Raw genomic sequence first — 25,211 nt, 5'->3', positions numbered from 1 at the left:
GTGAAACTTCCCAATTTGAACAACACCTGCGAGCCGTGTCTAGTTTACCGTTAAACAATTCCATATTACATTGTAGTAGTGCTGTAATGGTTAATCTCTTAGGCTATGAAAACTGCCAAAGTGACTACCAAAAACAACGTCAACAACTAGCAGATATTCCCCAATCTACTGTTCATTGGTATGGCAAAACAGAAGCTCGTCCAGGACGGAAACTGGGACATATCACTGTTTTACTAGAGCAAGATAACCGCGATGCGGTAAAACACATTATACACCAAATTGAATCTATCTGGTATCCCCCAGAAAAAATTTCCCAAAATTTTCCCTAAATTAGCACACAAACTATTTTTCAAAGCTATAATGAATTAGTTGCACTACGACGATTGGTGACTGCCATCAAGTTTTTTGATCTATGTCTTTAACAACAAGGGAGCTAAATAGTTCTCATGGCAGTATACCGGGCTTGTACCCGGAAACTTTAAATGAGAATCCTCTGTTCCCACCTGGTTTACCCAGGTCATAAACTTAGGTAAAACGGCGTTGCGGTGAACTAAAAAATTTTAGCTTCCTGGTTTATTCAACTGGGGAGCTTTAATAGTATCGCAGGGCGGAATTGAAAATTAAAAAAGCAGATGATACAAGCTACCTGAGAATTTTTAATGGTTGATTGATTTCCGCCGTTGTGTACGAGAATTCCCTAAATAAAGTCGCAGAAATCTCGAAACTGATTACAATACTCAAGATGAAATATAATTCTCTTGCGTAACTAATCATGGAAAATTTTGTTTTTTATAATCCAGTTAAAATCTTATTTGGTAAAGGTCAAATTGCCAACATTGCCCCAGAAATCCCCGCAGATGCTAAAATTCTCATTACCTACGGCGGCGGTAGCATTAAAGCCAATGGCGTTTATGATCAAGTAAAATTAGCCTTAACTGGACGGAATGTATTTGAATTTGGTGGGATTGAACCCAACCCCCATTTAGAAACTTTGATGAAAGCCGTTGAATTAATCCGCAAAGAAGGTATTGATTTTCTATTAGCGGTGGGTGGTGGTTCAGTTGCAGACGGGACTAAATTTATAGCTGCTGCTGTTCCCTTTGTGGGCGACCCCTGGGATATTTTAGCCAAAGGCGCACCAGTGACTGCGGCTTTACCAATGGGGGTAGTTTTGACTTTACCCGCAACTGGTTCGGAAATGAATACAAACTCAGTTGTTACTAAGTGGGAAACGCAAGAAAAGTTATTTTTCGCTAGTCCCTTGGTGTTTCCTAAATTTTCAGTTCTTGACCCAGAAACGACTTTTTCCCTCCCTCCTAGACAAATTAGTAATGGGATAGTTGATGCTTTTACTCATGTCATGGAACAGTATTTAACCTATCCGGTAAATGCACCATTACAAGACCGCATGGCTGAATCAATTTTAAAAACTCTGATTTGTGAAGGACCAAAAACTTTAGAAAATCCTACAGATTATGATGCACGGGCAAATTTAGTTTGGTCGGCTACAATGGCGTTAAATGGGTTAATTGCTGCGGGTGTTCCTCAAGATTGGACGACTCACATGATTGGCCATGAGTTGACAGCGTTGCATGGTATGGATCATGCTCAAACTTTGGCGGTTGTGTTACCTAGCACTTTAACAATTAGACGCGATCGCAAATGGCAAAAACTTCTACAATATGCAGATAGAGTTTGGAATATTGTCAGTGGTTCTGAAGAAGAACGGGTAGATACAGCAATTACTAAAACTCGTTATTTCTTTGAATCAGTTGGTGTTCGCACTCACTTATCGGATTATGGTGTGGGAATAGAAACAATTCCAGTGGTGATCAAGAATTTAGAAAAGCATGGGATGATAGCTTTGGGTGAAAATAAAGATATTAACCCGCAAGTTGTTGAACAGATTTTAGCTCTTTGCGCTTAGAAATTAAAACCATAGGTCAGGCTTTTGTCTGACCTATTAATCCTATTTGATTTTTTAAATACAAGTATGATGAGTAATGCCCACTCTACAGCAAGATCATTTTATAGAAACAATAGATATTTATTTTTTTATACAAATAACTTATATATAGAAAAACGGTGCATAATTACCCTAAAGTATGAACAAATAATCTGATAGTAGGAAGATCAAATTCACTGTGATAAAATTACTTAACTTGCCAAAAACAGGGTATTTTTTGGGATTAATTGTTTGGGTAGTGCCATTATTATTATTGAATCATGGGCAAGATAGTCTTATTGCTCACGATGAAACCACCTATGCAGTACGCTCTCGATGGATGCTAGAGTCTGGAGATTGGTTAACTCCCCAATCTTGGTCAGAACTTGCTTACGAAAAAACGCCTGGTTTTTATTGGATTCTAGCATCTATTTACACAATGTTTGGGATTAATGAGGTAACATCTCGCATACCTTCCCAAGTTGCTTCTGTGATGAGTATTTTCCTGGTTTATCAAATAACAACAATGTTGTTAAATAAACGGATAGCTTGGTTAGCTGGGGCAATTTTATCAGTATCTTTTATTTGGTTACAAGTTAGTAGATTAGTTGCTCCAGATATTATTACTATTTGTATTGCTCTTTTCGGTATTTTCTGCTTAATTAAATCAGAATTACAGCCCAAATATCGTTATTATTGGGGTTTTGGTACGGGTTTAAGTTTAGGGTTAGGATTTTTAATTAAAGGTCAATTAATATTTGTCCCATTTATTGGTTTATTGCCTTATTTAATTTGGCAAAATCGTCATCATCGGCATTTTAATAATCCTCTGTTGTATGTGGGTTTTGTTGTCGGTTTTATGCCAGTAATTACTTGGTTTTGGTTAAGTTGGCAACATTACGGTGCAATTGTTTTTGAACATTTCTTTGGTTTTGTCACCAAGATAAGTACAGAACAACGAAATGGACATTCACCTTTTTATTATTTATGGAATCTGCCTCTGAAGGGGTTTCCTTGGCCTTTATTTAGTATTTTGGGACTGTTGCTCATTTGTCGTCGTTACTTGAGTCGCAATTTCTGGATATTAGTTGTGTGTCCTCTGATTATATTTCTAGAAATTAGTATAATTTCCACTCGTTTACCTCATTATGCTCTGATGCTTTGTCCTTGGATGGCAATTTTAGCAGCAGTAGCTTTAGATTGGTTAGGAGATATTTATAATAATTTTCAGAAGACAAAATATTTTTACCTACCCCGAAATTTAAGTTATCTATTTGGAAGTTTAGGTGCAGTTGTTTTAATAGCAGGAATAATCCTAAATACAGGGATTTTGCCAATTAATGGCGGAACAGATATTAAAAGTTATTCATTAATAGGGTTAGTGTTAGGATTTGGTTGGTTATTTTTACCAATAATTTGGGTTTCTCGTCATCGGTTTGGACAAAAATTTCTAACTGCTAATTATTGGTTGGCAAGTTGGTTAGTACCTGCTTGGTTAGCTGTAGCTGTGGCTGGTGCTAATGGGTTGTTAAGTAACTATAGTCCTGATATAAAATTGTTTTTACAGCAACCAGAAATTGCTTCTGTACTCAAAGATAATTCTATTAATTTTGTTGTTCAAAAAACGGAAACAATGACTACAGGTGGAGATAAGACTCTGTTATTGCTAACTTTTGATACTCCTCATTGGGGAAAAAGATTTCCACAAGTTGCAGATGTTCCTATCAATAATTATGCTTGGGTTAGTCCTGAGCCAGAAGTAGGTGAATCAAAGAATGAACGTCAAATTGGCACTTTCCGAAAGTGGAAGTTGATTCAGATAGTGGGTGAAGAAGGTGACAGGTGACAGGTGACAGTGAAGAGGTAATAGGTGATAGGTGATAGGGAGGAGAAGATAAAAATGTTCTTCATTCTAAACTCCTGACACCTGGCTGGGCGCAGGCCCTGCGCCCCTACCTCCTGATTCCTGACTGGGCGCAGGCCCTGCGCCCCTACCTCCTGATTACTTGATTCGGTGATTCCTTGTCCTAATTAATCTTTAATAATCTGAATTTCATCAAGTTGATTAATAACTACATCTGCACCTTTAACATTATTTGCTTTACCAATCCAGGTAATCCCAATGCAACCAGCGGCTTTAGCGTCACGTGCCATTTGCATATCACCGACAGAATCACCTACCATTAAAGTTGCGTTTGGAGATACTCCTAAAGCTTGACAAGCTTCTAAAAATAGGGTGGGATCTGGTTTACTCGGACCATCATCAACTCCTTTTTCCAGTTGTAAATAATCGCCTAACTGGTGAGTCGTCACAAATTGTTTCACATCTTCAGTCGTCGCTGCTGACAAAATCCCTAATTTTAACCCAGCTATTGACAGAGACTTTAAAACTTCTAAGCTACCCACAAATAAAGGTGAAGAGGTTTTTCCCACATATTGATCAGCTTCTGCTAAAGCTTGACGAGCAATTTTCAAAGACTCAAACCATCCCCTACCAGTTTCTGCAATATAGGCTGCTGCTGCAATTTCCGTTTCTTTGCGACTCGCTACTGATATTAAACCTGCTGGATCTAAGCGATCGCCATCAATACCAAAAGCCATTAATAAGGGTTCACCAATACCAGGAACTTGTGCGTCTATCATCCGCGCCCCTTTTTGTCCTAGTGTTCTTAAATATGCTTCCGAGTCTTCTAAAGTACCGTTTTTATCAAATAAAATCGCTTCAATATTAGAAAACGTCATGTTTCTACATTTAATACTTGTCAAAATATTGCACCCCACTTAGATTAATTGCAGATTTTAGATTAAACGCTAAGTTAAAAAAAAGAGGGAAATCCCTCTTTGTTATATACTTGAATGATCTGAGTTGTAATTACTTACAACAATAAATCTACTATTCTTCAATAGCTGCGGGGATTTCTTCTTCAATATCTGTAGCTGCGGGAATTTCTTCCTCGGCTACAGCGTCTACTGGTGCAACTTCTTCAGTTACAGCTTCCACTGATGTAGCGTCCACAGGTGCTGCATCCACAGGTGTTGCGTCTACAGGCGCTGCATCCACAGGTGCTGCGTCCACAGGTGCAGTAATACCTTGCTGTTTGGCAAGCAATTGTTCCCGATACTTAGCTGCCATTTCTTCGGCCTTATCATAAACCAAATCACGGTTCTTGATCATGTCACCAGGTTCGGGTTCTAACTGTTTAGTAGACAGAGAAATCCGTCCCCTTTCTGCATCCAAGTCAATGATCATTACTTTCACTTCATCATTGACATTAAAGACGCTATGAGGAGTGTCAATATGCTCGTGGGATATCTCAGAAATATGTAGTAGTCCGCTCACTCCACCGATATCAATGAAAGCACCATAAGGTTTGATACCGCGAACAGTACCAATGACCACTTCTCCGACTTCCAGGCGGTTCATCTTGCGCTCAACTAGCGCCCGACGATGGGAGAGAACTAAGCGGTTACGCTCTTCATCTACTTCTAGGAATTTCAAAGGCAGTTCTTCACCTACCAAATCTTCCTTGGGTTTGCGAGTGCTGATATGAGAACCGGGGATAAAGCCGCGCAGTCCTTCAATTCGCACTAATGCACCACCACGGTTGGTAGCAAAAACACCAGAGCGGACAGTAGCATCTTCTGCCTGTAACTGCCGTACTCGTTCCCAAGCCCGCATATACTCAATTCGACGGATCGAAAGGGTAAGCTGACCATCTTCATTTTCATCGGTAAGGATGAAAAATTCCCGTGTTTCGTTTGATTGTAAGACTTCTTCCGGGGCATCGACCCGGTTAATAGACATTTCTTGTATGGGTATATATGCTGCGGTTTTCGCACCTATGTCAATCAGAGCGCCGCGCGGCTCTATACTGAAAACTGTACCCGGTACGACATCACCAGGGCTGAAGTGATAATCGTACTTATCAAGTAGAGCAGCGAAATCTTCGAGAGTAAATCCAATTTCTGTAGCGGTTAAGTTCTGATTGACCATGCTAATGTGTTCCTGGTTCTAGTCTCCGTAAAGGTTTTGTCATATATTCTGTGTGTTTGTAAGCAGTCGGATAACCGTTTTTACTTACAGTCCTGTCTTATCCTAGCTTAGAATAGCTAGTCTTAACACATATCAACTTCCAGATAGAAAATTATATCAAATATCTTGCCATTATTCATCTGTCATCGGCTATAAGTAGTCACAATTATTTATCCAATCAGGAGTTCAGTAGTCAGGCTTACGCCACGCTACGCTATCGGAATGAAGAATGAAGAACATTTTTATCTTCTCCGCCTATCACCTGTCACCTGTCAATTGTTATTGATTTATCTAGGTTTTCACTTCATTAAGCAAGACCTACATAAAAATTATCCGTTGCCACTAAAAATAGTAACAACGGATACAAGGGTAATATCCCTTTAAAAATTTGGTTTTAACAACCTAACTTTTCTTTTCTTCTTTTTCTCAAAGCGAGGGGGTTCGCGGAAGGCGATCGCAAAAAAGAGTACACCTATTGCTAGGCTTAAAATCAAGATGTAAGCAACACTTTCCATATTCTTCAGATCCTGCCTGTTGAGCCAGTAATTTTAGTTTACCAAGCCTAGTAAAAAGCATGAAGTAGATATTCTCCACTTCACACTTAATCCAAGTTTTAAGCTTCCTTACGGGTACGAGTTGTCTTGTCACCCAGCTTCTGGAAAAGACCCCATTCAACTTGTTCTTCTTCAATTTCCACACCGGCAAATACATCACGGTAGATTGTCCGTGAACCGTGCCAGAGATGGCCAAAGAAGAATAGTAGAGCGAATACAGCATGACCAAAGGTAAACCAACCTCTGGGAGAAGTCCGGAATACACCGTCAGAATTCAAGGTTTCCCGGTCAAATTCAAAGATTTCTCCACCTTGAGCTTTGCGGGCATACTTCTTCACATCAGCAGGATCTGTAAAGGTTTGACCATTCAGATTACCACCGTAGAAGCTGACAGTTACGCCAGTTTGTTCAAAGCTGTATTTAGATTCTGCCCGACGGAAGGGGATGTCAGCGCGGACAACACCATCTTTATCGGTCAAAATTACTGGGAAGGTTTCAAAGAAGTTAGGTAGACGACGAACTGTTAATTCCCGTCCTTCAGCATCTGTGAAGACAGCGTGACCTTGCCAAGATTGAGCAATACCATCACCTTTCACCATTGCGCCTGTCCGGAATAGACCACCTTTAGCGGGGCTATTGCCGACGTAATCGTAGAAAGCCAGTTTTTCAGGAATCTTTGCCCAAGCTTCAGTTAGAGTTGCACCTTCAGCAACACTAGTTTGCACACGACGCTGAATTTCTTGACGGAAATAGCCTTGATCCCACTGATAGCGGGTAGGTCCAAACAATTCAATTGGGGTAGTCGCGTTACCGTACCACATAGTTCCAGCTACTACGAAAGCAGCGAAGAACACAGCAGCAATACTACTGGAAAGTACGGTTTCAATATTACCCATCCGGAGGGCTTTGTATAGCCTTTCGGGGGGTCTAACTGTGAGGTGGAATAAACCAGCGATAATACCGACTACACCAGCCGCAATGTGGTGAGCAACAACGCCACCGGGGTTATAGGGGTTAAACCCAGCCGGACCCCATTCTGGTGCTACTGGCTGAATACTACCAGTGATGCCATAGGCATCAGATACCCACATTCCCGGACCAAATAGTCCGGTCTGGTGGAAAGCACCAAAACCAAAACAAAGTAAACCGGATAAGAACAGGTGAATACCAAACATTTTTGGTAAGTCTAAAGCAGGTTCACCAGTCCGAGGATCTCTAAAGAGTTCCAAATCCCAGAAAACCCAATGCCAAACGGCAGCGAGGAATAATAAACCAGAGAGAACAATGTGAGCAGCAGCAACGCCTTCAAAGGACCAAAAACCGGGGTCTACTGCTGTACCACCAGTTACGCTCCAACCGCCCCAAGATTCGGTTACGCCTAAACGTGCCATGAAGGGAAGTACGAACATCCCTTGTCGCCACATGGGGTTGAGAACTGGATCACTGGGATCGTAAACAGCCAGTTCGTACAGTGCCATTGAACCTGCCCAGCCAGCTACTAAAGCTGTGTGCATTAAGTGTACAGAAATCAGCCGACCTGGATCGTTCAGAACAACTGTATGTACTCGGTACCAAGGTAGTCCCATTGACTACAAGCCTCCTGGATAGTTATGTTTACAAAGCAATTTTCTTACCGAGTTTCTGAGGGACGGAAGCCGCCTATCAGAAAAATCTCTGAGTTTTTTTATTGCTGATTTTGAATTTGGCAATACCGACGCACTACCATAGTTTGAGTTCTTTTGTCAAGAACTAGCTATTTGAGTGTTTGAGTAATTGCTAAACAAAAATGAGAATATTTTAAAAAGTGTAACTATTGATGGAACGCTTTGCAAGGGTTTCTATAGCTGGAGTTACGTAGCTTGTGGCTTAAATATCGTTACTAGTCTCCAGAAATGCTGGTTATAACCTGATCTATCGGGAAAGCTGAAGTTTTTTTTTAAGTCCACTATTCCAGCATAAAACTAAATTGGGGTTTTACCGAGCGAACTACTTGCAGCATCTCTTCGCGATCGCTTCTAGAGAAACTACCAGTTTTATTTTAGACTGAATTTACGCATATAAGTTCTGGCTATCGGTGAGGAATAGACAAAATACGGAGTTAAAAGTTTACTTGCGACTAAGTTAAGTTTTTTTTACAAAATCGTGACTTGCCTTTTTGATGTCTATATGCTGAAATAAGTATTAACTCTCATGTCTTTCATGACAGTAGACAGAATTTAAATGCAATTATTTTTAGTGTGCCTCGATTTTCCCTATTCCCTATTAATACTAAACAAGACTAAATCTTAATTTTAGATATCAGTCTAAGACTTGGCTATGAGTAAAAACAAGCAAAAACTTGAGGAGTATACCAAGCAATGGCAGTTTCACTAACTAAAGGACAACGGATATCACTGGAAAAAGTTTCCCCAGGACTAACCGAAGTATTTGTAGGTTTGGGGTGGGATGTTAAAGTTGTAGATACTGGCTTGGATTTTGATTTGGATGCCTCCGTTTTTATCTTAGGAAGTAACGAAAAACTAATTTCTGATCAACACTTCATTTTTTACAATAATCTCACCAGTCCAGATCCTGCCAAATCAGTTCAACACACTGGAGATAACCTGACAGGTTTAGGTGATGGTGATGATGAAGTCATTAAGATTCATTTGCAAAAAGTTCCTGCGGATGTCCACAAAATCGTTATCACTGTAACTATTCATGAAGCAGCAGAAAGGCATCAAAACTTTGGTCAAGTGCAGAATGCCTTTATTCGAGTTGTCAATGCTCAAAACGAACAAGAAGTTATTCGCTATGACTTAGTTGAAGACTACTCCATTGAAACCGCATTAATTATGGCTGAACTTTACCGTAAAGACGGAGATTGGCGGTTAAATGCCGTTGGTTCAGGTTATCAAGGGGGATTAAAAGCTTTATTAGATCGGTTTAGCTAGGAGAAATTTAAAATGGCAATTAATCTCCAGAAAGGACAGAGAATTTCCCTTTCTAAAGAAGCTCCTGGTCTAACCAAATTGATGTGTGGACTAGGTTGGGATGTGGTTAAACGCTCTGGTGGCGGATTTTTTAGGAATTTTGGTGGAGGTGGTCATGACTATGATCTAGATGCCTCTGTAGTTTGCTTGGATGCTAATGGTAAATTAATAGCAAAAGAAAACATAATCTATTTTGGGAATCTTCAACATTTATCAGGATCAATCGTCCATACAGGAGACAATTTAACTGGTGCTGGCGATGGTGATGACGAAGTAATCATTATTGATTTACCTCGCATTCCTGCTGATATCGCTAAATTAGTCTTCGTCATCAATATTTACGATTGCATTGCTCGTAAACAAGATTTTACCCAAGTTGACAATGCCTTTGTCAGATTGGTAAATGCAGCTAATAATAAAGAATTAGCTCGATATAACCTTTCTGGTAAAGAATACAGCGGGATGACAGGAATGGTTTTAGCTGAAGTTTATCGCCATAATAATGAGTGGAAAATGGCAGCTATTGGCAATGGAGTCAGTGTTAATGGTTTAGCGGAACTTGTTGCATCTTATTGTTAAATAATGTCACTTTACGATCGCCTGAATTTAACCAAAAAAACCAAGATCAATCGTAAATTGCAAGTTCCCATCTGGGAACGGATTAACCTTGACAGACCAGCAAAACCACGTTGTCAAAGTTGCCGTTCTCGGATTCAACCTGATTGGCGTGTGTGTCCATCATGCGGTTCATTTCTAATTCGTAAAGATCAAGAAAAGCGCCATTGTATCTGGGTAGATATTTCTGGAATCATCAAGACAACTGACAACAATAGCATCATACTAGAAATAATTGCAGATGCTTTGGCTAAAGTTTTTAGTGCCTTTAGAAGTGTTCATGTATTTTTGACTTCAGAAGAACCAGAGGACAAAGAATGGGGGCGTAATTTCACTCATGTATATGTATTTACAGATCAACAACCAGTAGATTATTTAGGAATAGCTAGTTTCCGTCATCATCAAGTTACAGATATTGCTGCTGTTCGTATTGACCAAATTATTAATAGTTCCAATCAAGCTAATCTGAATTTAGGTCAATTATCTAACTTAATTGCTAATACTATCACTCATGAAATTGGTCATACCTTGGGATTAGATCATTCATTATTACCTACAGACGTGATGCACGATGGATTGGATCATCGAATTCATAGTTTAATGCCTCCTTCTTTTCATGTAGGACAAATCATTTCCATGAATAAAGCTATTCGTCAACATACAGCAAATTTTAGGTAAATGAAGTACAAATTTATCTGCGTTTATCCGCGTCCATCATCTTCTATCTGCGGTTAGTTCTTTCTTGCTTTACCTCACTTAGATAGGAATCGCTATAAATATTGGCGTTGCTGATTAAGGGTATGAATTTTAGTCTCACGCAAAGGCAAGGCAGCGCGGTCTTGGGGGTTTCCCCCATGAGCGACTGCCGTAGCAAAGACGCAAAGGTAAGAGTTTTAAAGGTTCAATTTAGGAATTTCATACCTCAATATGGCTATCAGCAACGCCTAAATATTTTTAACAATTCAAAATTAAAGACAGTTTTAGATGAGAATTTAGATCCCACAATAAAACTTGGTATAAAATAAAATTTAATTACTTTACCTAACTTAATTTTTATCAGGAAAAGTAAAAATCAGTATCTATGCTTAAAATCAGTTAAGTTATTCATAACCAGGGTGAGAATTAATCATGGGTAAAGCAATTGGTATAGACTTAGGAACAACTAACTCCGTCGCTGCATTTAAGTTAGCAGGTGTGGAAGTAGTCACAGCGAATGACAACACACCCCCAGATAGAAAACTTACCCGCTCAGTAGTAGCTGCTGAACAAGGTAAATTTTTGGTAGGAGAACAAGCTTATAACCAAATTCGCCATGATCCAGAAAATGTAGTAATTTCCATCAAACGGTTAATGGGTAGGGGTTTCGGGGATGTAGCAGTTCAAAAACAACAATCCGAACTAGCGTATAAAATCGCCCAACCCAGTCAGGGAACAGATAACAGCATTGCTGTGTGGGTAGGAGGTAAAGAATACCAACCAGAGGATATTTCGGCGGAAATTCTCAAAAAAGTGGTGCAAAATGCTCAAACTTATCAACGAAGTATAGGTAAAGAAGAAAATATTGATCAAGCTGTAATTACGATTCCTGCTTATTTTAATGATCAACAGCGTCACGCTACCCGCACCGCAGCCCTAAAAGCTGGACTTACTCCCTTAGAATTGCTCCCAGAACCTACAGCAGCGGCTATATCCTACGGTTTTTCACCTAATAGCGATGATGTCAAGACAATTTTGGTTTATGATTTTGGCGGTGGGACATTTGATGCTTCAGTAATTACCGCAGCCGGAACTTCTTTTATTGAACAGGGGAAAGCGGGTGATTTATGGTTGGGTGGTGATGATATTGATTCCCGGTTAATCAAGTTTGTGAAAGAGCAAGTTGCTAAACAAGAAAGAATTAGTGATATTGATAGCTTAATTTCTAAAATGCCATATTATCAAAGAGGGCGATTTAACGCTGATTTAAAAATATCTGTAGAACGGGCAAAGGTAGAATTAAGTAATAAAACATCGGCTCAAATTAACCCCGCTACCCAATTATTAGATGAGTTAGGAATTGGGATTCCTATTGAAGTGGAAATCACCCGCGAGCAATTTGAAAATATGATTGGGGAATTAGTAGAACGAACATTACAAATTTGCCACCAAGCCTTAGAATATGCAGAATATCAAATGGATATGGTGGATGTGGTGCTTTTAGTTGGAGGTTCTTCCCAAATTCCCTTAGTTCAACGTCAATTACAAGCAGCTTTTGGAGCGAATAAAGTTGTTTTACATCCCCGTCCTATGTATGCAGTTGCTGAAGGTGCAGCCATTGTTGCGGCTGGACAAACAGATAAAGTCACCACTGTTTCTCGTGATTATTTTATTCAATTAATAGATCGTCAGGATAAAGTTATTAATCGTGGTGATATCTTACCTGTAACGGTATCTCATACTTTTAAAACAGTAGCGGAAGGACAACGCTTGATTCACTTTCAATTTTTTAGCCCTGATGATGTCAAAGAAGATTTAGATGGGGTGAAAAATGATGAACGGATTGGGGATATGTGGTTGGGTTTAGATGAAAAATATCCAGCGGGAACAGAAATTATTGCTTATTTAGAGTTGGATGAAAAGAACAGTGATTTAAAAATGACTGCGACTTTAAAAAATAATCCATCTGTAAAAGTGAGTTGTAATTTTTCACGGGGGCGTGTGGATGAGAAAATATACAAAGAATTAGAGGAAGCGATAGAAGAACTTAATCACCAAGATTTAACTGCTTATGGTGTTGAAGAAGCTTTGAAGTTAGCTGTACCAGTTGTTCAGTTAGCCAATGGGATTATTAATCCTACGACTGGAGAAGAATATAGTGATTTACAAAAACGGGCTGGGGAAAGTTTGAATCAGTTCCAAGTATCTATGTCTCCCGTCCGCTTAGAATCAGAGTCTTTGGTGAATGAGTGCGATCGCGTGATCAAATTCTGCGGTTTTATGATTCCCCAACTCCAACAAGAACGATTACAAAAGTTGAGTCAAGAATTACAATTTGCTATTAATACTAACAATAGCTCCTCCATGGAGTATCACAATGAAGAAACTAGACGCGAACTTCGTAACTTACCTGATGAAGTACAGTTAATTCAAGGTTGTATTCTCGCTATCCAACAAGCCAAAGTTGTTGCACCTACCCAAGCTAATGCTATGTCTGATAAACTATCTCGAATGTTGAGTGCAGCGACAGGTGGTGATAGCAACGAAGCAGATCGTTTATGGCGAGAATTACAGCCAGATGTGCAACATTGGTTAAATCAAGAATTACCCAGTAATAGCATTATCACGGGACTTACACGATGAACACTAAAACCAAAATTGATTGTCCTGTTTGCGGGTATCAAGGAATTGAGGGAAATATTTGTCCTAATTGTGACACGGATGTTTCTCTAATTCGTTCCTTGGAAGAATTACCCCAGCGGCCAAAATCTTGGACAACAGGAATGGCCATTTTAATGTTGGTGATTGGAATTACTATCGGTGCAGGTGGTAGTTTTTTTGCACTGCAAACTGCTATGTATACCGCAACTGTCCCTAATCCTACAGTTTCTACTAATCCCAACCCTACACCACAGGTAATTACCCCAGTTGTCCCCAAACCAGCCCCACCATTAGCTACTTATACTGTTAAATCTGGTGATACTCTTAGTAGTATTGCAGGTAAGTTTTGTAGTAAATCTACTGATTGGCAATTAATAGTTACAGCTAATCCGGAATTACAAAAGCGGGAAAATCAATTAGACATAGATCAGGTGTTGAAAATTCCTAGTAGCTGTAAAGGGAAAACTCTATGAGTAGAGTTGACAGCTTCAAGCAAGCTAGTCAGAAAGCTGAAAATTTCGCCCAAAAAAAACAACTGCGGGCAGCGGTAATTACTGCGGAAACAGCCCTCAGTGATTGGGCGGAAAAACCCAGTTTTTGGGAACGTTTATTAGCAAAAGTATTAATTGGTAATCTGGTAGAAAAATTAGAAAAACAATTAATTACATGGCGGAAATATATAGAAGCTGCTGATAAATTGGCCATGCAAGCCCAAGGGATGATTAAGAATGATACTGGCAATCCTTGGGAAACTCAAATTTTAGCGGGTGTTATTTCTCTTTATCAGCGTTATTGCCAAATTATTTATGATCCAACAATATTACAGATAATTCAAAAATGCCAACAGGAATTGCAACAAAGACAGCAATTTCAAAAATTAGCAAATCAAGGAAAATTACAGGTAGTAAATCTTTTTTATGAAAAGGGAATCTCTCTTTATCAAGAAGCATTAAAATTATATCCTCTTGATTCAGTTCAACAAGCTATTATTGATGCTCAAACCCAAGTTACTCAAGAACAAATATATAACTCTGCTCTGGAAAAAGCCCAACAAGCAGAAACTCAAGGAAAATTACGCAGTGCTATTAATATTCTAGAAACTGTTATTACTAACTTTCCTCGCATTGATGGTGTAAATTTATTACAAAAACTAAAATCCACATTTCAAGCGAGAGAACAATTTCGACAAGGGTTGAGAGCCGAAAAAATAGGTGATTTCCATGCAGCTAAAACCTTCTATACCAATGCTAAATTACTTTTACCTGATTTCCAAGATTGCCAAATTCGTTTAGGCTTAATTGCTATTAAAACCCAAGATTGGACTAATGCCATATCTCATTTAGAAAATGTCCCCGGCACACAAGCTGCTTATCTGCGTGGATTTGCTTTTGCTCAACAAGGAATTTTACAATCAGCCTATCGGGAATGGCAAAATATATCAAGTTCTCAAATTAGCCAACAACAAGAAATTATCAAAGAAATTGCCCAAAGACAACGTTTACTATCTTTACAAAATATTGAAGAATTAGTCAAGTCTGAAGATTTAGAATTAGCTAAAACAGTCAGTCAAGAATATATTAGCAAATTTGGATTTGAACCAATAGTAGAAAAAAATATTAATGAACATATTCAACCCCGTTTAGCAGCAGCAGCTTGGCAAAATCACAACTGGCAATTTACTGCTCAAGTAGCTAAAAATGAATGGATAACTCAATCAAATATTACCACATTACACAATTGGGCAGTGGCTAATTATTATCTGGCTCAAAATAGCGATGATAATTTATTAGAATTTATTATTTCTTTCGCTACTGCTATTGCTAATATTACCATAAATATTCATCTCCAGGATGTTCCTTGGTTGGGAAATAAAAATGTTGATTTTAATTCTTTATCCTTAGAGCTAAAACGCCGTTTAGAATCAGCAATTGATAGAGTTAAAGATATAGATATTCAAGTATATTTGAATTTACGTGATTATTGTAGATTAGAATTAGTGGCTTTAAAATTTATGGGTGAACCTGTAAATTCAGGAATGGTAATTAATAATTTATTTATTACACCTGGATGTTATGAATATTATCGTAATTATTACGAATTACAGAATATCAAACCAGTAGAAAAAATATCTTTTCACCAAAAAATTCTCCATTCTCTTTATAGCTGTTGGGGATTAGCAGTAGCGGCTTGTTTGGAAGCAGATATTCAAAGAGCAATTATTCTAAAACCATCAAAAAAAGCTATTATTGAAATTGAGCAATTTGCAAGTAAATTCGTTGATTACCATGAAGGATGTTTCTATCTACAAAAGCAAAATTGGCAACAAGCAATAATTCCTCTTAAACAAGCTAAATCAGAAATTCAAAATAATCAAGATTGGCAACAAGAAATAGATAGGCTTTGTAGTTTACAACGTCAAGCTATATCAGAATTTAATGAACATTTAGAATTTGCTCAATTTTGGTATGATCTAATTGCCACTAAATCTGCACGCAGTTATTTAGCCGAATATAAAGCCGAGGAACTGCAAGAAAAACTTTTTAGTCAGCAAATTTCTACAGAACAAGCTTTACAACATTTACAAGTAATTAGGAGAATTGATGAAGATAATCCAGTTGTAATTACCTTAATTGAAAAAGTAGAAATTAATCAAGAATTAGAAGAAATTGACAGATTATTTAAAAATAACCAATTAGAAGAAGTGAAGCGAAAAGCTCAATTTTCACGACATGAAAGAATTCGTTATATTGTCGCTGATATTTTTATTGATATATTAGTGAATGGGATTAAAAATGGTAAATTAAATGATCCAGAAATAGTTCATCAATTAGGAAGTTGGGCTTATGAACTTTGTCCTTATGAATCGTCATTTCAAGAAATTTATATTGGATTAGGATTATGTTAATCTCAATAACCAGATTTTCAACTTCTTTAAGAAGTCGGGGATATAATTTAACTCTGTTCCCTGATATAGCGGTTATCAGTCGGATGAAATACAATCGAGGGCGGGGAAACCCCACCCCTACAGGTTTTGCGATTTAATGACTGTATCTCACAAAGAGTGCATACCGCTGTATATGATGGAAAATAACCCTTACGATATTTTAGGTGTATCTCAAGCAGCATCAAAAGCCGAAATTACCAAAGCTGTAGCCTTAGCAATGAAGCGAAAACAGTATCCTGTTGATGTTATTGCTAAAGCGCAAAAAAGCTTAATGAAGTCAGAAGAAAGGATTATTGCTGATTATTTGCGTCCGATCTTGCCAACTATTAAGCGATTCAAGTATAGTGATTTATCAGCTTTGGATAAACCTGCACCTACCTTAGCTTTATTATCAGAATTTGATGGATTAGAGCAAGCGATCGCTCACGCTAACCAACAAGAAAATTTAGAAAGAGAACCTCTACCCATACCATTAGCAGAACTTTTCAGCGAAGGGATGACAGCTTGTAAAGAGGGACGCTACCCTAAAGCTATAAAATATTTAGAAGATTACTGTCAAGAGTGTAAAGAGCGCAATAGCCCAAATTATATTCAAGCCCAAATGTGGCTAATTAAAGCTTATCAAATGGGTGGACAATTACAAAGAGCGATCGCCCTCTGTCAACTTTTGAGTAATCATTCTCATTCCCAAGTCAACACTTGGGCTAAAAAAATTTTAGCGATGCTATCTAAAGAGATTTCCCGTGCCTGACTTATCCCCAAACTATCTTATCAGCTTAGAATTACGAGAATTACTCGTCCAAAAACTCGGCGTTCTCCAAAAAGACAATATGGTATTACAGCAGTCTTTACGAGAACAGCAAACCCAAACCACAGCCCAAACAGAAGATTTATTCTTAGAACTTTTAGAAGTAGCTGATGCCCTAGAAGCTTTATTAGAATACCTAGAAAATAATCCTAATCCTAGTCCAGAATTTATAGAACGCTTACCCAGATCCATTGGTGCAGTTAATCGGAAGTTTCTCAGTGTATTAGGAAAACGTCAACTTTTACCTATAGAATTACAGGAAGGAACAGAACCAGATTTTAACTTATGTCGCGTCATTGATCGGGAAGAAAGAACCGATATCCCAGACCAAACTATTACTAAAATCGTCCGTCGCGGATTTCATTGGGGTGAAAAAGTTCTTCGTCCCACAGAAGTCATTACCGCTAAATCAGATAATGGTCAGTAGTCAGTAGTCAGTTGTTCGTTGTCAGTTGTTAAGAAGTTTTTCCTGCTCCTCTGCTCCCCTACTCCCCTGCTCCCCTACTCCCTGCCCCCCTGCTCCTCTGCTCCCCTACTCCCCTGCTCCCCTACTCCCCTGCTCCCCTGCTCCCCTGCCCCCCTGCTCCTTTAAAATCCTACATACACTGTTAACTATGACTCCTCACGAAAGTGATATTAAAGAAACTTCTCCACAAACAAAAATATGGAGTGGTTGGCAGGAAAATTTAGTTTTAATAACTATTGCCCTGTGTTTAGCTCTCCTAATTCGGACATTTATCGCTGAACCACGCTTGATTCCATCTGAATCAATGTATCCTACCTTACACACAGGCGATCGCTTGGTAGTTGAAAAAGTATCATACCGTTTACACCCTCCCAAAACAGGCGATATCGTCGTTTTTCAGTCACCACCAGAATTACAAAGACGGGGATATCCGGAAAACCAAGCCTTTATTAAACGGGTAATTGGTGAACCAGGATCAGTAATTAGTATCTCTCAAGGTAAAGTTTACCTCAACGGTCAAGCCTTAACAGAAGACTACATTGCCGAACCCCCTAATCGTCCATTTCCCCAAATCCAAGTCCCAGAAGGCGCATTTTTTGTTATGGGAGACAATCGCAATGATAGTAATGACTCTCGCTACTGGGGTTTTGTACCCAGCCAAAACGTCATCGGTCGTGCTACATTTCGCTTCTGGCCACTTGACCGCATTGGCTTAATTTAGGAAAAGACTGGGCGCAGAAAAAGACTGGGCGCAGGCCCTGCGCCCCTACGAGAACCGCAAATAATACATTAACTGAGCGATCGCATCCCCTGGTAATTCTAACCGTTGTTGAAAATCTGCTAAACTTCGGTAAGGACCAGCAGCCAGGCGGTTTTCTACAACTGTCTGCGCTAGGGATAAATCTATAAAAGGAATTTTAGACAAACTTTCCACCGAAGCTGTATTAGGGTTAACAAGAGGGGGTTGATCTAGGGAATTATTGTCATAATAATTAAAATTTAGCAGTGGTTTGAGGGGTTCTAATCGCTGTACAGGCAAACCCAAAGCCGCAGCCACATCTTCAATACAGTAGAATACTACACCAGCGCGGGAAAGTTCCACAAGCGATCGCCCTTGGTGAATTGATAACCCAGGTAAACGCAGCCAATCATCCACAGTCGCTTGATTAGCGTCAATACCCAAACCCAATTCAGCGGCCATTTGCACTTCTTCACCTGACTGTAAACGATAATAAGGGTCACTCAGCAACTTGGCTCGCAGCTTTTGCAATTTCAGATTCAAAGGTAGCCATTTATTCATAAATCAATCTTGCTTGATCAAAAAAACTCTTTCCTATTCCCTTCTTCTTACTGTCACCTGTCACCGTCACCTGTCACCTGTCACCTGTCACCTGTCACCTGTCACCTGTTCCCTGTCACCTAAATCTGATCTAACATCTGGCGGCGTTTTTGCTCAAACTCATATTCAGAAATTAATCCATCTTGACGCAGTGCTTCTAACTCACGCAAAGCATTAGCTAATGATTCTACATGATTACCTGTCTGGGAGGATACTTTAACTACAGACTCACCCAAATTAAAATACCGATCAAAAGTCTCCTCATCTTGAGTCAAATACCACACCCCTTCAATAGCACTAGCTACTTTAGGAATAGGTGTCCAAGATAACAAAACATATATTATTCCCCAAATTGGCTGTCCCAAGTAAAATTTATGTAAACCTGAAATGGTAAGTGTCCCAGAAAAAGCTAAAATAGCAGCAATGTTCCGGCTTTTTCGTTTAATTAACATAATTTTATTTATACCCATCATCTTTGATTTGTAAACTGACTCGTAAAGCTATCTTAACGGGCAAAAACAAATAACGGAGGTAGATACACACAATATGCTTCTAAAAATAAAATATGATTTCTATTTGTGATCTCATAATTGCTAATATCAAACATCAATCATACCAACTTAATCAAATTCCACACACTACAACACAAATATGAAAATGTATATCTTAACTAAGACCATGAAATTAATGGAAACATCTTGATATCAGTGATACACTAAGTGTATTTACGTAACTTAACAATAATTAAAAATAATCTAATACTAGATAAACCCATCTGTAATTATCAATTCAACTTTTATATCCAGTACCAATAAAGGTTTTATTTGCGAACAATACTAAAATGTCACAGAACACCCTAACAACGGAATGGCTAAACCTGCTTATTGATCCTTATGCTATCTTAGGCGTTTCTGTGAATGCTGACGAACGTCAGATTAGTAAAAGGTATTATGTTCTGGCAAAGCAGCTACATCCTGATAACTATATTAATAACAATAAACCAGATCAGAAATTAGCCCAAGCAGTATTTACACAATTAATTAACCCAGCTTATGAACAACTCAAACAAAGCAAAAAACGCCTGAACACCATAGCAATATTACGTTCAGAAGCAAAAATCTTAGATAAACAAAAAGCCGTTGGTATCCAAGTTTCTATAATTCAGGCCATAGCAACAATGTCTGCTCAAGAAGCAGAATTATTTTATGAAGATGCAGTTAAATCCTATGCAACGGCTCAATATCACTCACTCCGTCAAGCATATCAAGTCACACAGCAATTAAGTGCATTAAATATAGTTTACTTGTCATGCCAAAAACCAAACCGTTCACCAAGTAATGAATCTCAGCCTATCATTCCCCAACCAGAAACTAAGTCAGTTCCAAAAACCTTATCTCCAAACACAATTCTCAAACCAGACCTAAAAGACTATGCCATACGTCACTATGAACGAGCAGTAGAGTATTCTAATCAAGAACAATGGAATCTAGCAGTACAAGAACTACGAGATGCAATTAAGCTAGAACCAGCTAACAGTGACTACTATGCCCTACTAGGGGTAGTACATTTTCAACAGAAATTTGTAGGCATGGCTAAAGTCTATATTCGTCAAGCATTAAAAATTAATCCTAAACAACCACTGGCTTTAAAATACGCTGAACTTTTGCAAATTCAGGCAACTGAAACAAGCACTCCCCAATCAATAGTCAAAGCTTTGGGTATAGCTTCTTTATTAAATAAATTTTTATCTAAGTAGGTAGACGTGAGATAACCAAAATGTGTGAAGAAAAGTAAAATCGTCCAAAACTCTCTTCCTGTTTCCTGTTCCCTGTTCCCTGTTCCCTATCCTCACAGACAACTTTTTCAGCAAACCCTACTTAAGTGAACAAATTTAAACAGTTCAAAAAAGGTCAAGTGGTGAAATTTCGGTAAAAAACCCTACTTTAACCGAAGTAGTTTCCCTAGACGAATACTCTAGAGTAAAATAGAAATAGAGACAAAACTTGAAGTTACTGAAGTAATAGCACTCAGTTAAAGAGAAGTAAAATGGGATTCTTCGACTCTGAAATAGTGCAGCAAGAAGCTAAACAGTTGTTTGAAGATTATCAAGCACTGATTCAGCTTGGCAACAGCTACGGCAAATTTGACCGCGAGGGCAAAAAACTGTTTATTGAGCAAATGGAAACCCTGATGGATAGATATCGCGTCTTTATGAAGCGTTTTGAACTATCAGAGGATTTCATGGCGCAAATGACCATACAGCAACTAAAAACTCAGCTAGGTCAGTTTGGTGTAACTCCACAACAAATGTTTGAGCAAATGAACGTCACCTTAGAGAGGATGAAATCTGAATTGGAAAAAACACAATGACTGGGAACAATTGATAATTGACAATTGACAATTGACAATTATCAATTACCTCTTAGTTTGATTTAGGACGTGGAAACTGAGAAGGGGACTTAAACTTTTCTACAGGAACATTTTTGAGTGCTTTTGTCATAAAATCGCGCCAAACGGGGGCTACCATTCCACCACCAGTTGCTCCACTAGCCAACTGTCTATTGTCATCCCTACCTACCCAAACAGCAGTAGTTAGTTGTGGTACAGTACCGACAAACCAAATATCTTTTTCTGAAGATGTAGTTCCAGTTTTACCAGCACTGGGGCGATTTATAGAAGCACCTTTACCTGTACCTTCAGTCATTACTGAAGTCATAACATCAATAATAGCTGCTGAAGCCCAAGGATCTAAAACTTGTTTTGGTTTAGGTGTATTATCGAGGATCACATTACCAGCACTATCTGTAATTCGCACAATTACGGTAGCTGGTGATTGCCAACCATAATTAGCAAAGGTAGCATAGGCACTAGCCATTTCTAGGGGAGTGACACCAATAGCGCCCAAAGGTAGAGAGGTAACGGGTTCCATGGGACTCATAATCCCCAAAGTCCGGCAGGTTTCAATTACCTTATTCATCCCCACCGCTTTACCAAGTTTAATCACGGGGATGTTGCGAGACTGTGCTAAAGCTGTGCGAATTGACATTGCTCCGGAAAAGCCACCATCATAGTTTCTTGGATAGTACCGACTATTGCCATCTTGGTAGCTAACTGGAGTATCTAACACGGTGCTATTTGGTGCATATTTACCAGTAGCAAAGGCAGCATAGTAAACAAAGGGTTTAAATGAAGAACCAGGTTGGCGTTGAGATTGGATAGCTCGGTTAAATTCGCTGCTTTTAGAATCTACACCACCAACTAGAGCTTTAACAAAATGTGTACGGGGATCAACTGCCACCAAGGCCATTTGGTTTTTATATAACCCTTGAGACTGAAGTCTTTTATGCCAAGTTTTGACAGTATCTTCGGCCATAGCTTGGAATTTAGCGTCAACAGTAGTTTGTACGCGCATTCCACCTTTTAACAGGACATCACGTCCAAATTTTTTCGCCAACTCTTGGGCTACAGTATTAGTAATATAAGGTGAGGCGCTACCCTGAAAAGACCTGATTCTGCCAAGTTTAATTTCTTGCTTGAGGGCATCATCATATTCTTTTTGGGTGATCCAATTCAACTCTACCATCCGCCCCAGAACTTCCTTTTGTTTCTGCTTGGCTAGTCTCATGCTGGCAAAAGGGCTAAACTGTTCTGGCGCTTGGATTAAACCCGCCATCATAGCTGATTCACCCAAGGTTAAAAATTCTGCTGATTTATTAAAATAACTGCGTGCTGCTGTTTGGACACCGTAGTTGTTATGACCCCAATAAACTTGATTGAGGTACATTTCTAGGATTTCGTCTTTACTGAGAATTTGCTCTAAACGAATTGCTAAGACACCCTCTGCTAACTTGCGGGTAAAAGCCCGTTTTTGAGACAAAAATAGGTTTTTTACCAATTGCATGGTGATAGTAGAACCACCTTCTTTGACTCCACCTGCTGCCATGTTAACAACGATCGCTCGGCCTACACCAGTGGGATTAATTCCGTGATGTCCATAAAAGTGACCATCTTCACTGGCCAGAACTGCGCGTTTCAGGTTGGGAGAAATTCTATTCAGGGGGACTACTTCTCGGTTGGCTTCACCGTGAATACTAGTTAAAAGCTTGCCTTTGATATCATATATGTAGGTTGTTTCCGAGGGAAAAAAGCTTTTTATTTGCCTAACATCTGGTAAATTACGGAAGCTAATAGCTAAACCAACTAATGCTCCCGCAGCAATAGAGCTTGTTAGGAGTGTTACAGATAGCAGAGTACCACCTGTTACCTGGCCTACGCCTTTAAAAAAATCAAATCCAGATGAAGCCTGCTCTTGTGGTTGTTTGTTATCAAAAGTCCTAGACGACACGGCGATCTCACTTCCTCACTTGTAAATTTAAATGTAATTCATTAAATGAAAAAAGACAGTTAATTTTTGGCGATTTATAGTAGTCTGGCAACACAGAGAACGGATAATTTGTTTGTGAACATAACAAACTTAACTTTTAAAGTGGAAAGTATAGCTAATAGCGAATTTCTTAGTATGACGCAAAATTTCTCTTGGTTGCATCGCGGTGTGGCAGAAATTTTTCCGCAACCCCATGATGGTGATAATGAAACGGAAAGTCTGGAAAAGCGGTTACTCAATTCTGACCGACCGTTAAGGATTAAGCTAGGTATTGACCCAACGGGGGCAGATATTCATCTTGGACATAGTATACCTGTACGTAAATTGCGGGCATTTCAAGATGCTGGTCATACAGCGGTACTGATTATTGGCGATTTTACAGCCCGGATTGGTGATCCTACTGGTAAATCGGAGGTACGTCGTCAGCTTACAGAAGCTGATGTGGAAAAAAATGCTCAAACTTATCTTGATCAAGTGCGTCCTATTTTAGATTTTGACACACCTGGCAGGTTAGAGGTGCGATATAACTCAGAATGGCTTTCCTGCTTGGATTTGGGGAAAACTTTGGAGTTACTTTCCACGATGACTGTAGGACAAATGTTAGCTAAGGAAGGTTTTGCAGAACGTTATAAACAAGAGAGTCCTATTTTCCTCCATGAGTTCCTGTATCCACTGATGCAAGGTTATGATTCTGTGGCTGTGGAAGCTGATGTGGAATTGGGGGGGACTGATCAAAAATTTAACATCGCGGTGGGAAGAGATTTACAACGGCATTTTAAACTAAAACCTCAATTTGGGCTACTGTTACCAATTTTAATTGGGACTGATGGTGTACAAAAAATGTCTAAGTCTTTAGGTAATTATGTAGGATTAGGAGAACATCCTTCCCAAAAGTATCAAAAACTTCAAGGTGTGCCAGATAATTTACTGTCACAGTATTTTGAATTGCTGACAGATTTACCTTTGGATAGTCTGCCAGAAAACCCCCGCGATCGCCAAGAATATCTCGCCTGGGAAATTGTCCGTCAGTATCACGGCGAACAAGCGGCTAATGAGGCGAAGGAAGCAGCAAAAAGTGGTGGTAAGGAAGGAACACTACCGGAATTTTACCTAGATACTATTCCTCAATTTCCCGCTAAATTAGCCTATATTCTCGGTGCTTGTGGTTTGTGTAAAAGTACAGGAGAAGGGAAGCGGAAAATTCAAGAGGGTGGTGTGCGCCTAGATGGGACTAAAATTACTGATGTTGATACCTCTTTTGCAGAACCTAGCGATTTACACGGTAAAGTTTTACAAGTTGGTAAAAACAAGTTTGTGCGTTTGGTAGCAGGATAGGGAACAGGGAACAGAAAGAAGATGCTTCCCAATGACAACTAACAACTGACAACTGACCAATGACAACTAACCAATGACAACTGACAAAATTATCGTTCCTTTAGATGTACCAGATTTAGACAGTGCGATCGCTCTCATTGATAAACTTCCCCAAGTCACTTTCTGGAAAGTTGGTTTGGAGTTGTTTACTAGCACTGGTCCAAAAATTCTGGAAATTCTCAAATCTCAAGAAAAACGCATTTTCCTAGATTTGAAGTTTCACGATATCCCCAACACTGTCGCCGGTGCTTGTCGCGCTGCGGCTGGTTACGGGGTGGATTTATTGACAATTCACGCAACTTGTGGTAAAGATGCTCTCAAAGCGGCGGCGGAAGCTGTGCAAATTGGGGCGGAAAAAGCCGGGACAAAACCACCGAAGTTAATCGCTATTACTTTGTTAACCAGCATTTCGGCGCGTCA

The 25,211-nt window shown here is 39.1% G+C and carries 21 protein-coding genes, 1 other RNA gene and 2 pseudogenes; 17 read left to right on the top strand and 7 right to left on the bottom strand.

The annotated features are described in order from the left end of the window. The 4 genes and pseudogenes from FJR38_RS22500 to FJR38_RS22485 form a co-directional block, all read left to right on the top strand. Positions 1-329 (top strand): annotated as a pseudogene (locus FJR38_RS22500) (5-(carboxyamino)imidazole ribonucleotide synthase); the annotation flags it as partial. 39 nt (positions 330-368) lie between these two features. Further along, positions 369-553: non-coding RNA, 6S RNA (gene ssrS / locus FJR38_RS22495), on the top strand. Positions 554-772: 219 nt separating this feature from the next. Continuing rightward, positions 773-1,927: an iron-containing alcohol dehydrogenase gene (locus tag FJR38_RS22490; protein ID WP_168539513.1), complete on the top strand. Its 1,155-nt coding sequence runs from the start codon at positions 773-775 to the stop codon at positions 1,925-1,927. A 235-nt stretch (positions 1,928-2,162) separates the two neighbouring features. Next, complete coding sequence (locus FJR38_RS22485) at positions 2,163-3,791, top strand: glycosyltransferase family 39 protein (RefSeq protein WP_174764095.1); 1,629 nt, start codon at positions 2,163-2,165, stop codon at positions 3,789-3,791. A 185-nt stretch (positions 3,792-3,976) separates the two neighbouring features. Here the strand turns inward: FJR38_RS22485 and FJR38_RS22480 are convergent, their stop codons facing one another. The 4 genes and pseudogenes from FJR38_RS22480 to psbB all read right to left on the bottom strand — a co-directional run bounded on the left by FJR38_RS22480 (position 3,977) and on the right by psbB (position 8,118). Then, positions 3,977-4,711: an HAD family hydrolase gene (locus tag FJR38_RS22480; protein ID WP_168539511.1), complete on the bottom strand. Its 735-nt coding sequence runs from the start codon at positions 4,709-4,711 to the stop codon at positions 3,977-3,979. A gap of 127 nt (positions 4,712-4,838) precedes the next feature. Next, positions 4,839-5,939 (bottom strand): 30S ribosomal protein S1, encoded by a 1,101-nt coding sequence (locus FJR38_RS22475; RefSeq protein ID WP_168492545.1) that lies wholly within the window; start codon positions 5,937-5,939, stop codon positions 4,839-4,841. A gap of 449 nt (positions 5,940-6,388) precedes the next feature. After that, positions 6,389-6,493 (bottom strand): annotated as a pseudogene (locus FJR38_RS22470) (photosystem II reaction center protein T); the annotation flags it as partial. A gap of 98 nt (positions 6,494-6,591) precedes the next feature. Then, entirely contained in the window at positions 6,592-8,118 is a 1,527-nt protein-coding gene (psbB, locus tag FJR38_RS22465) for a photosystem II chlorophyll-binding protein CP47 (RefSeq protein WP_168492549.1), read from the bottom strand. A 771-nt stretch (positions 8,119-8,889) separates the two neighbouring features. Between psbB and FJR38_RS22460 the strand changes: the two genes are divergently transcribed. From FJR38_RS22460 to lepB, 9 genes are all read left to right on the top strand, one after another. Then, entirely contained in the window at positions 8,890-9,465 is a 576-nt protein-coding gene (locus FJR38_RS22460; protein WP_168492551.1) for a TerD family protein, read from the top strand. A 12-nt stretch (positions 9,466-9,477) separates the two neighbouring features. Then, positions 9,478-10,083 carry a TerD family protein gene (locus tag FJR38_RS22455; RefSeq protein ID WP_168492553.1) on the top strand — a complete coding sequence of 202 codons (606 nt, stop codon included), beginning with the start codon at positions 9,478-9,480 and terminating at the stop codon, positions 10,081-10,083. 3 nt (positions 10,084-10,086) lie between these two features. Next, positions 10,087-10,797 (top strand): zinc-dependent metalloprotease family protein, encoded by a 711-nt coding sequence (locus FJR38_RS22450; protein WP_168539507.1) that lies wholly within the window; start codon positions 10,087-10,089, stop codon positions 10,795-10,797. A gap of 450 nt (positions 10,798-11,247) precedes the next feature. Next, on the top strand, positions 11,248-13,458 hold the full coding sequence (locus FJR38_RS22445; RefSeq protein ID WP_168492557.1) for an Hsp70 family protein: 2,211 nt from the start codon (positions 11,248-11,250) through the stop codon (positions 13,456-13,458). Further along, positions 13,455-13,949, top strand: a complete 495-nt coding sequence (locus FJR38_RS22440; RefSeq protein WP_168492559.1) for a LysM peptidoglycan-binding domain-containing protein — start codon at positions 13,455-13,457, stop codon at positions 13,947-13,949. The genes FJR38_RS22445 and FJR38_RS22440 overlap by 4 nt, the downstream gene beginning before the upstream one ends. After that, the gene (locus FJR38_RS22435) at positions 13,946-16,381 is read left to right on the top strand and encodes a peptidase M, neutral zinc metallopeptidase site (RefSeq protein ID WP_168539505.1); all 2,436 of its coding nucleotides are present in this window, start codon (positions 13,946-13,948) and stop codon (positions 16,379-16,381) included. Before FJR38_RS22440 ends, FJR38_RS22435 begins: the two co-directional genes overlap by 4 nt. A gap of 136 nt (positions 16,382-16,517) precedes the next feature. Next, positions 16,518-17,171 (top strand): molecular chaperone DnaJ, encoded by a 654-nt coding sequence (locus FJR38_RS22430; RefSeq protein ID WP_254449533.1) that lies wholly within the window; start codon positions 16,518-16,520, stop codon positions 17,169-17,171. Beyond that, positions 17,164-17,655: a nucleotide exchange factor GrpE gene (locus tag FJR38_RS22425; protein ID WP_168492564.1), complete on the top strand. Its 492-nt coding sequence runs from the start codon at positions 17,164-17,166 to the stop codon at positions 17,653-17,655. The genes FJR38_RS22430 and FJR38_RS22425 overlap by 8 nt, the downstream gene beginning before the upstream one ends. Positions 17,656-17,842: 187 nt before the next feature. Next, positions 17,843-18,415 (top strand): signal peptidase I, encoded by a 573-nt coding sequence (lepB, locus tag FJR38_RS22420; protein WP_168492566.1) that lies wholly within the window; start codon positions 17,843-17,845, stop codon positions 18,413-18,415. 45 nt (positions 18,416-18,460) lie between these two features. Here lepB and FJR38_RS22415 read toward each other — a convergent pair whose 3' ends face one another. Beyond that, the gene (locus FJR38_RS22415; protein WP_168539503.1) at positions 18,461-18,994 is read right to left on the bottom strand and encodes a ComEA family DNA-binding protein; all 534 of its coding nucleotides are present in this window, start codon (positions 18,992-18,994) and stop codon (positions 18,461-18,463) included. Positions 18,995-19,113: 119 nt separating this feature from the next. Further along, on the bottom strand, positions 19,114-19,485 hold the full coding sequence (locus FJR38_RS22410) for an NINE protein (protein ID WP_168492570.1): 372 nt from the start codon (positions 19,483-19,485) through the stop codon (positions 19,114-19,116). Positions 19,486-19,874: 389 nt separating this feature from the next. Here FJR38_RS22410 and FJR38_RS22405 point away from each other — a divergent pair, with 389 nt between their 5' ends. Further along, positions 19,875-20,789, top strand: a complete 915-nt coding sequence (locus tag FJR38_RS22405) for a DnaJ domain-containing protein (protein WP_168492572.1) — start codon at positions 19,875-19,877, stop codon at positions 20,787-20,789. 290 nt (positions 20,790-21,079) lie between these two features. Beyond that, positions 21,080-21,403, top strand: coding sequence for a DUF1825 family protein (locus FJR38_RS22400; protein ID WP_168492574.1), 324 nt, complete (start codon positions 21,080-21,082; stop codon positions 21,401-21,403). Positions 21,404-21,455: 52 nt separating this feature from the next. Here FJR38_RS22400 and FJR38_RS22395 read toward each other — a convergent pair whose 3' ends face one another. Continuing rightward, the gene (locus tag FJR38_RS22395; protein ID WP_168492576.1) at positions 21,456-23,378 is read right to left on the bottom strand and encodes a transglycosylase domain-containing protein; all 1,923 of its coding nucleotides are present in this window, start codon (positions 23,376-23,378) and stop codon (positions 21,456-21,458) included. 174 nt (positions 23,379-23,552) lie between these two features. On the opposite strand from FJR38_RS22395, the gene tyrS reads away from it, so the two are divergent. Together tyrS and pyrF are read left to right on the top strand one after the other, a co-directional pair. Then, on the top strand, positions 23,553-24,752 hold the full coding sequence (gene tyrS, locus FJR38_RS22390; RefSeq protein WP_168492900.1) for a tyrosine--tRNA ligase: 1,200 nt from the start codon (positions 23,553-23,555) through the stop codon (positions 24,750-24,752). A gap of 73 nt (positions 24,753-24,825) precedes the next feature. Continuing rightward, positions 24,826-25,211: orotidine-5'-phosphate decarboxylase (gene pyrF / locus FJR38_RS22385; RefSeq protein WP_168539501.1), on the top strand; the 386-nt coding region annotated here is incomplete at its 3' end.

Origin of the sequence: Anabaena sp. UHCC 0253, from assembly GCF_009712085.1 — a bacterium.
Taxonomy (GTDB): Bacteria; Cyanobacteriota; Cyanobacteriia; order Cyanobacteriales; family Nostocaceae; genus Dolichospermum.
Note: the sequence above shows the minus strand (reverse complement) of the source record. Positions and strands in the feature narration are given on the sequence as shown.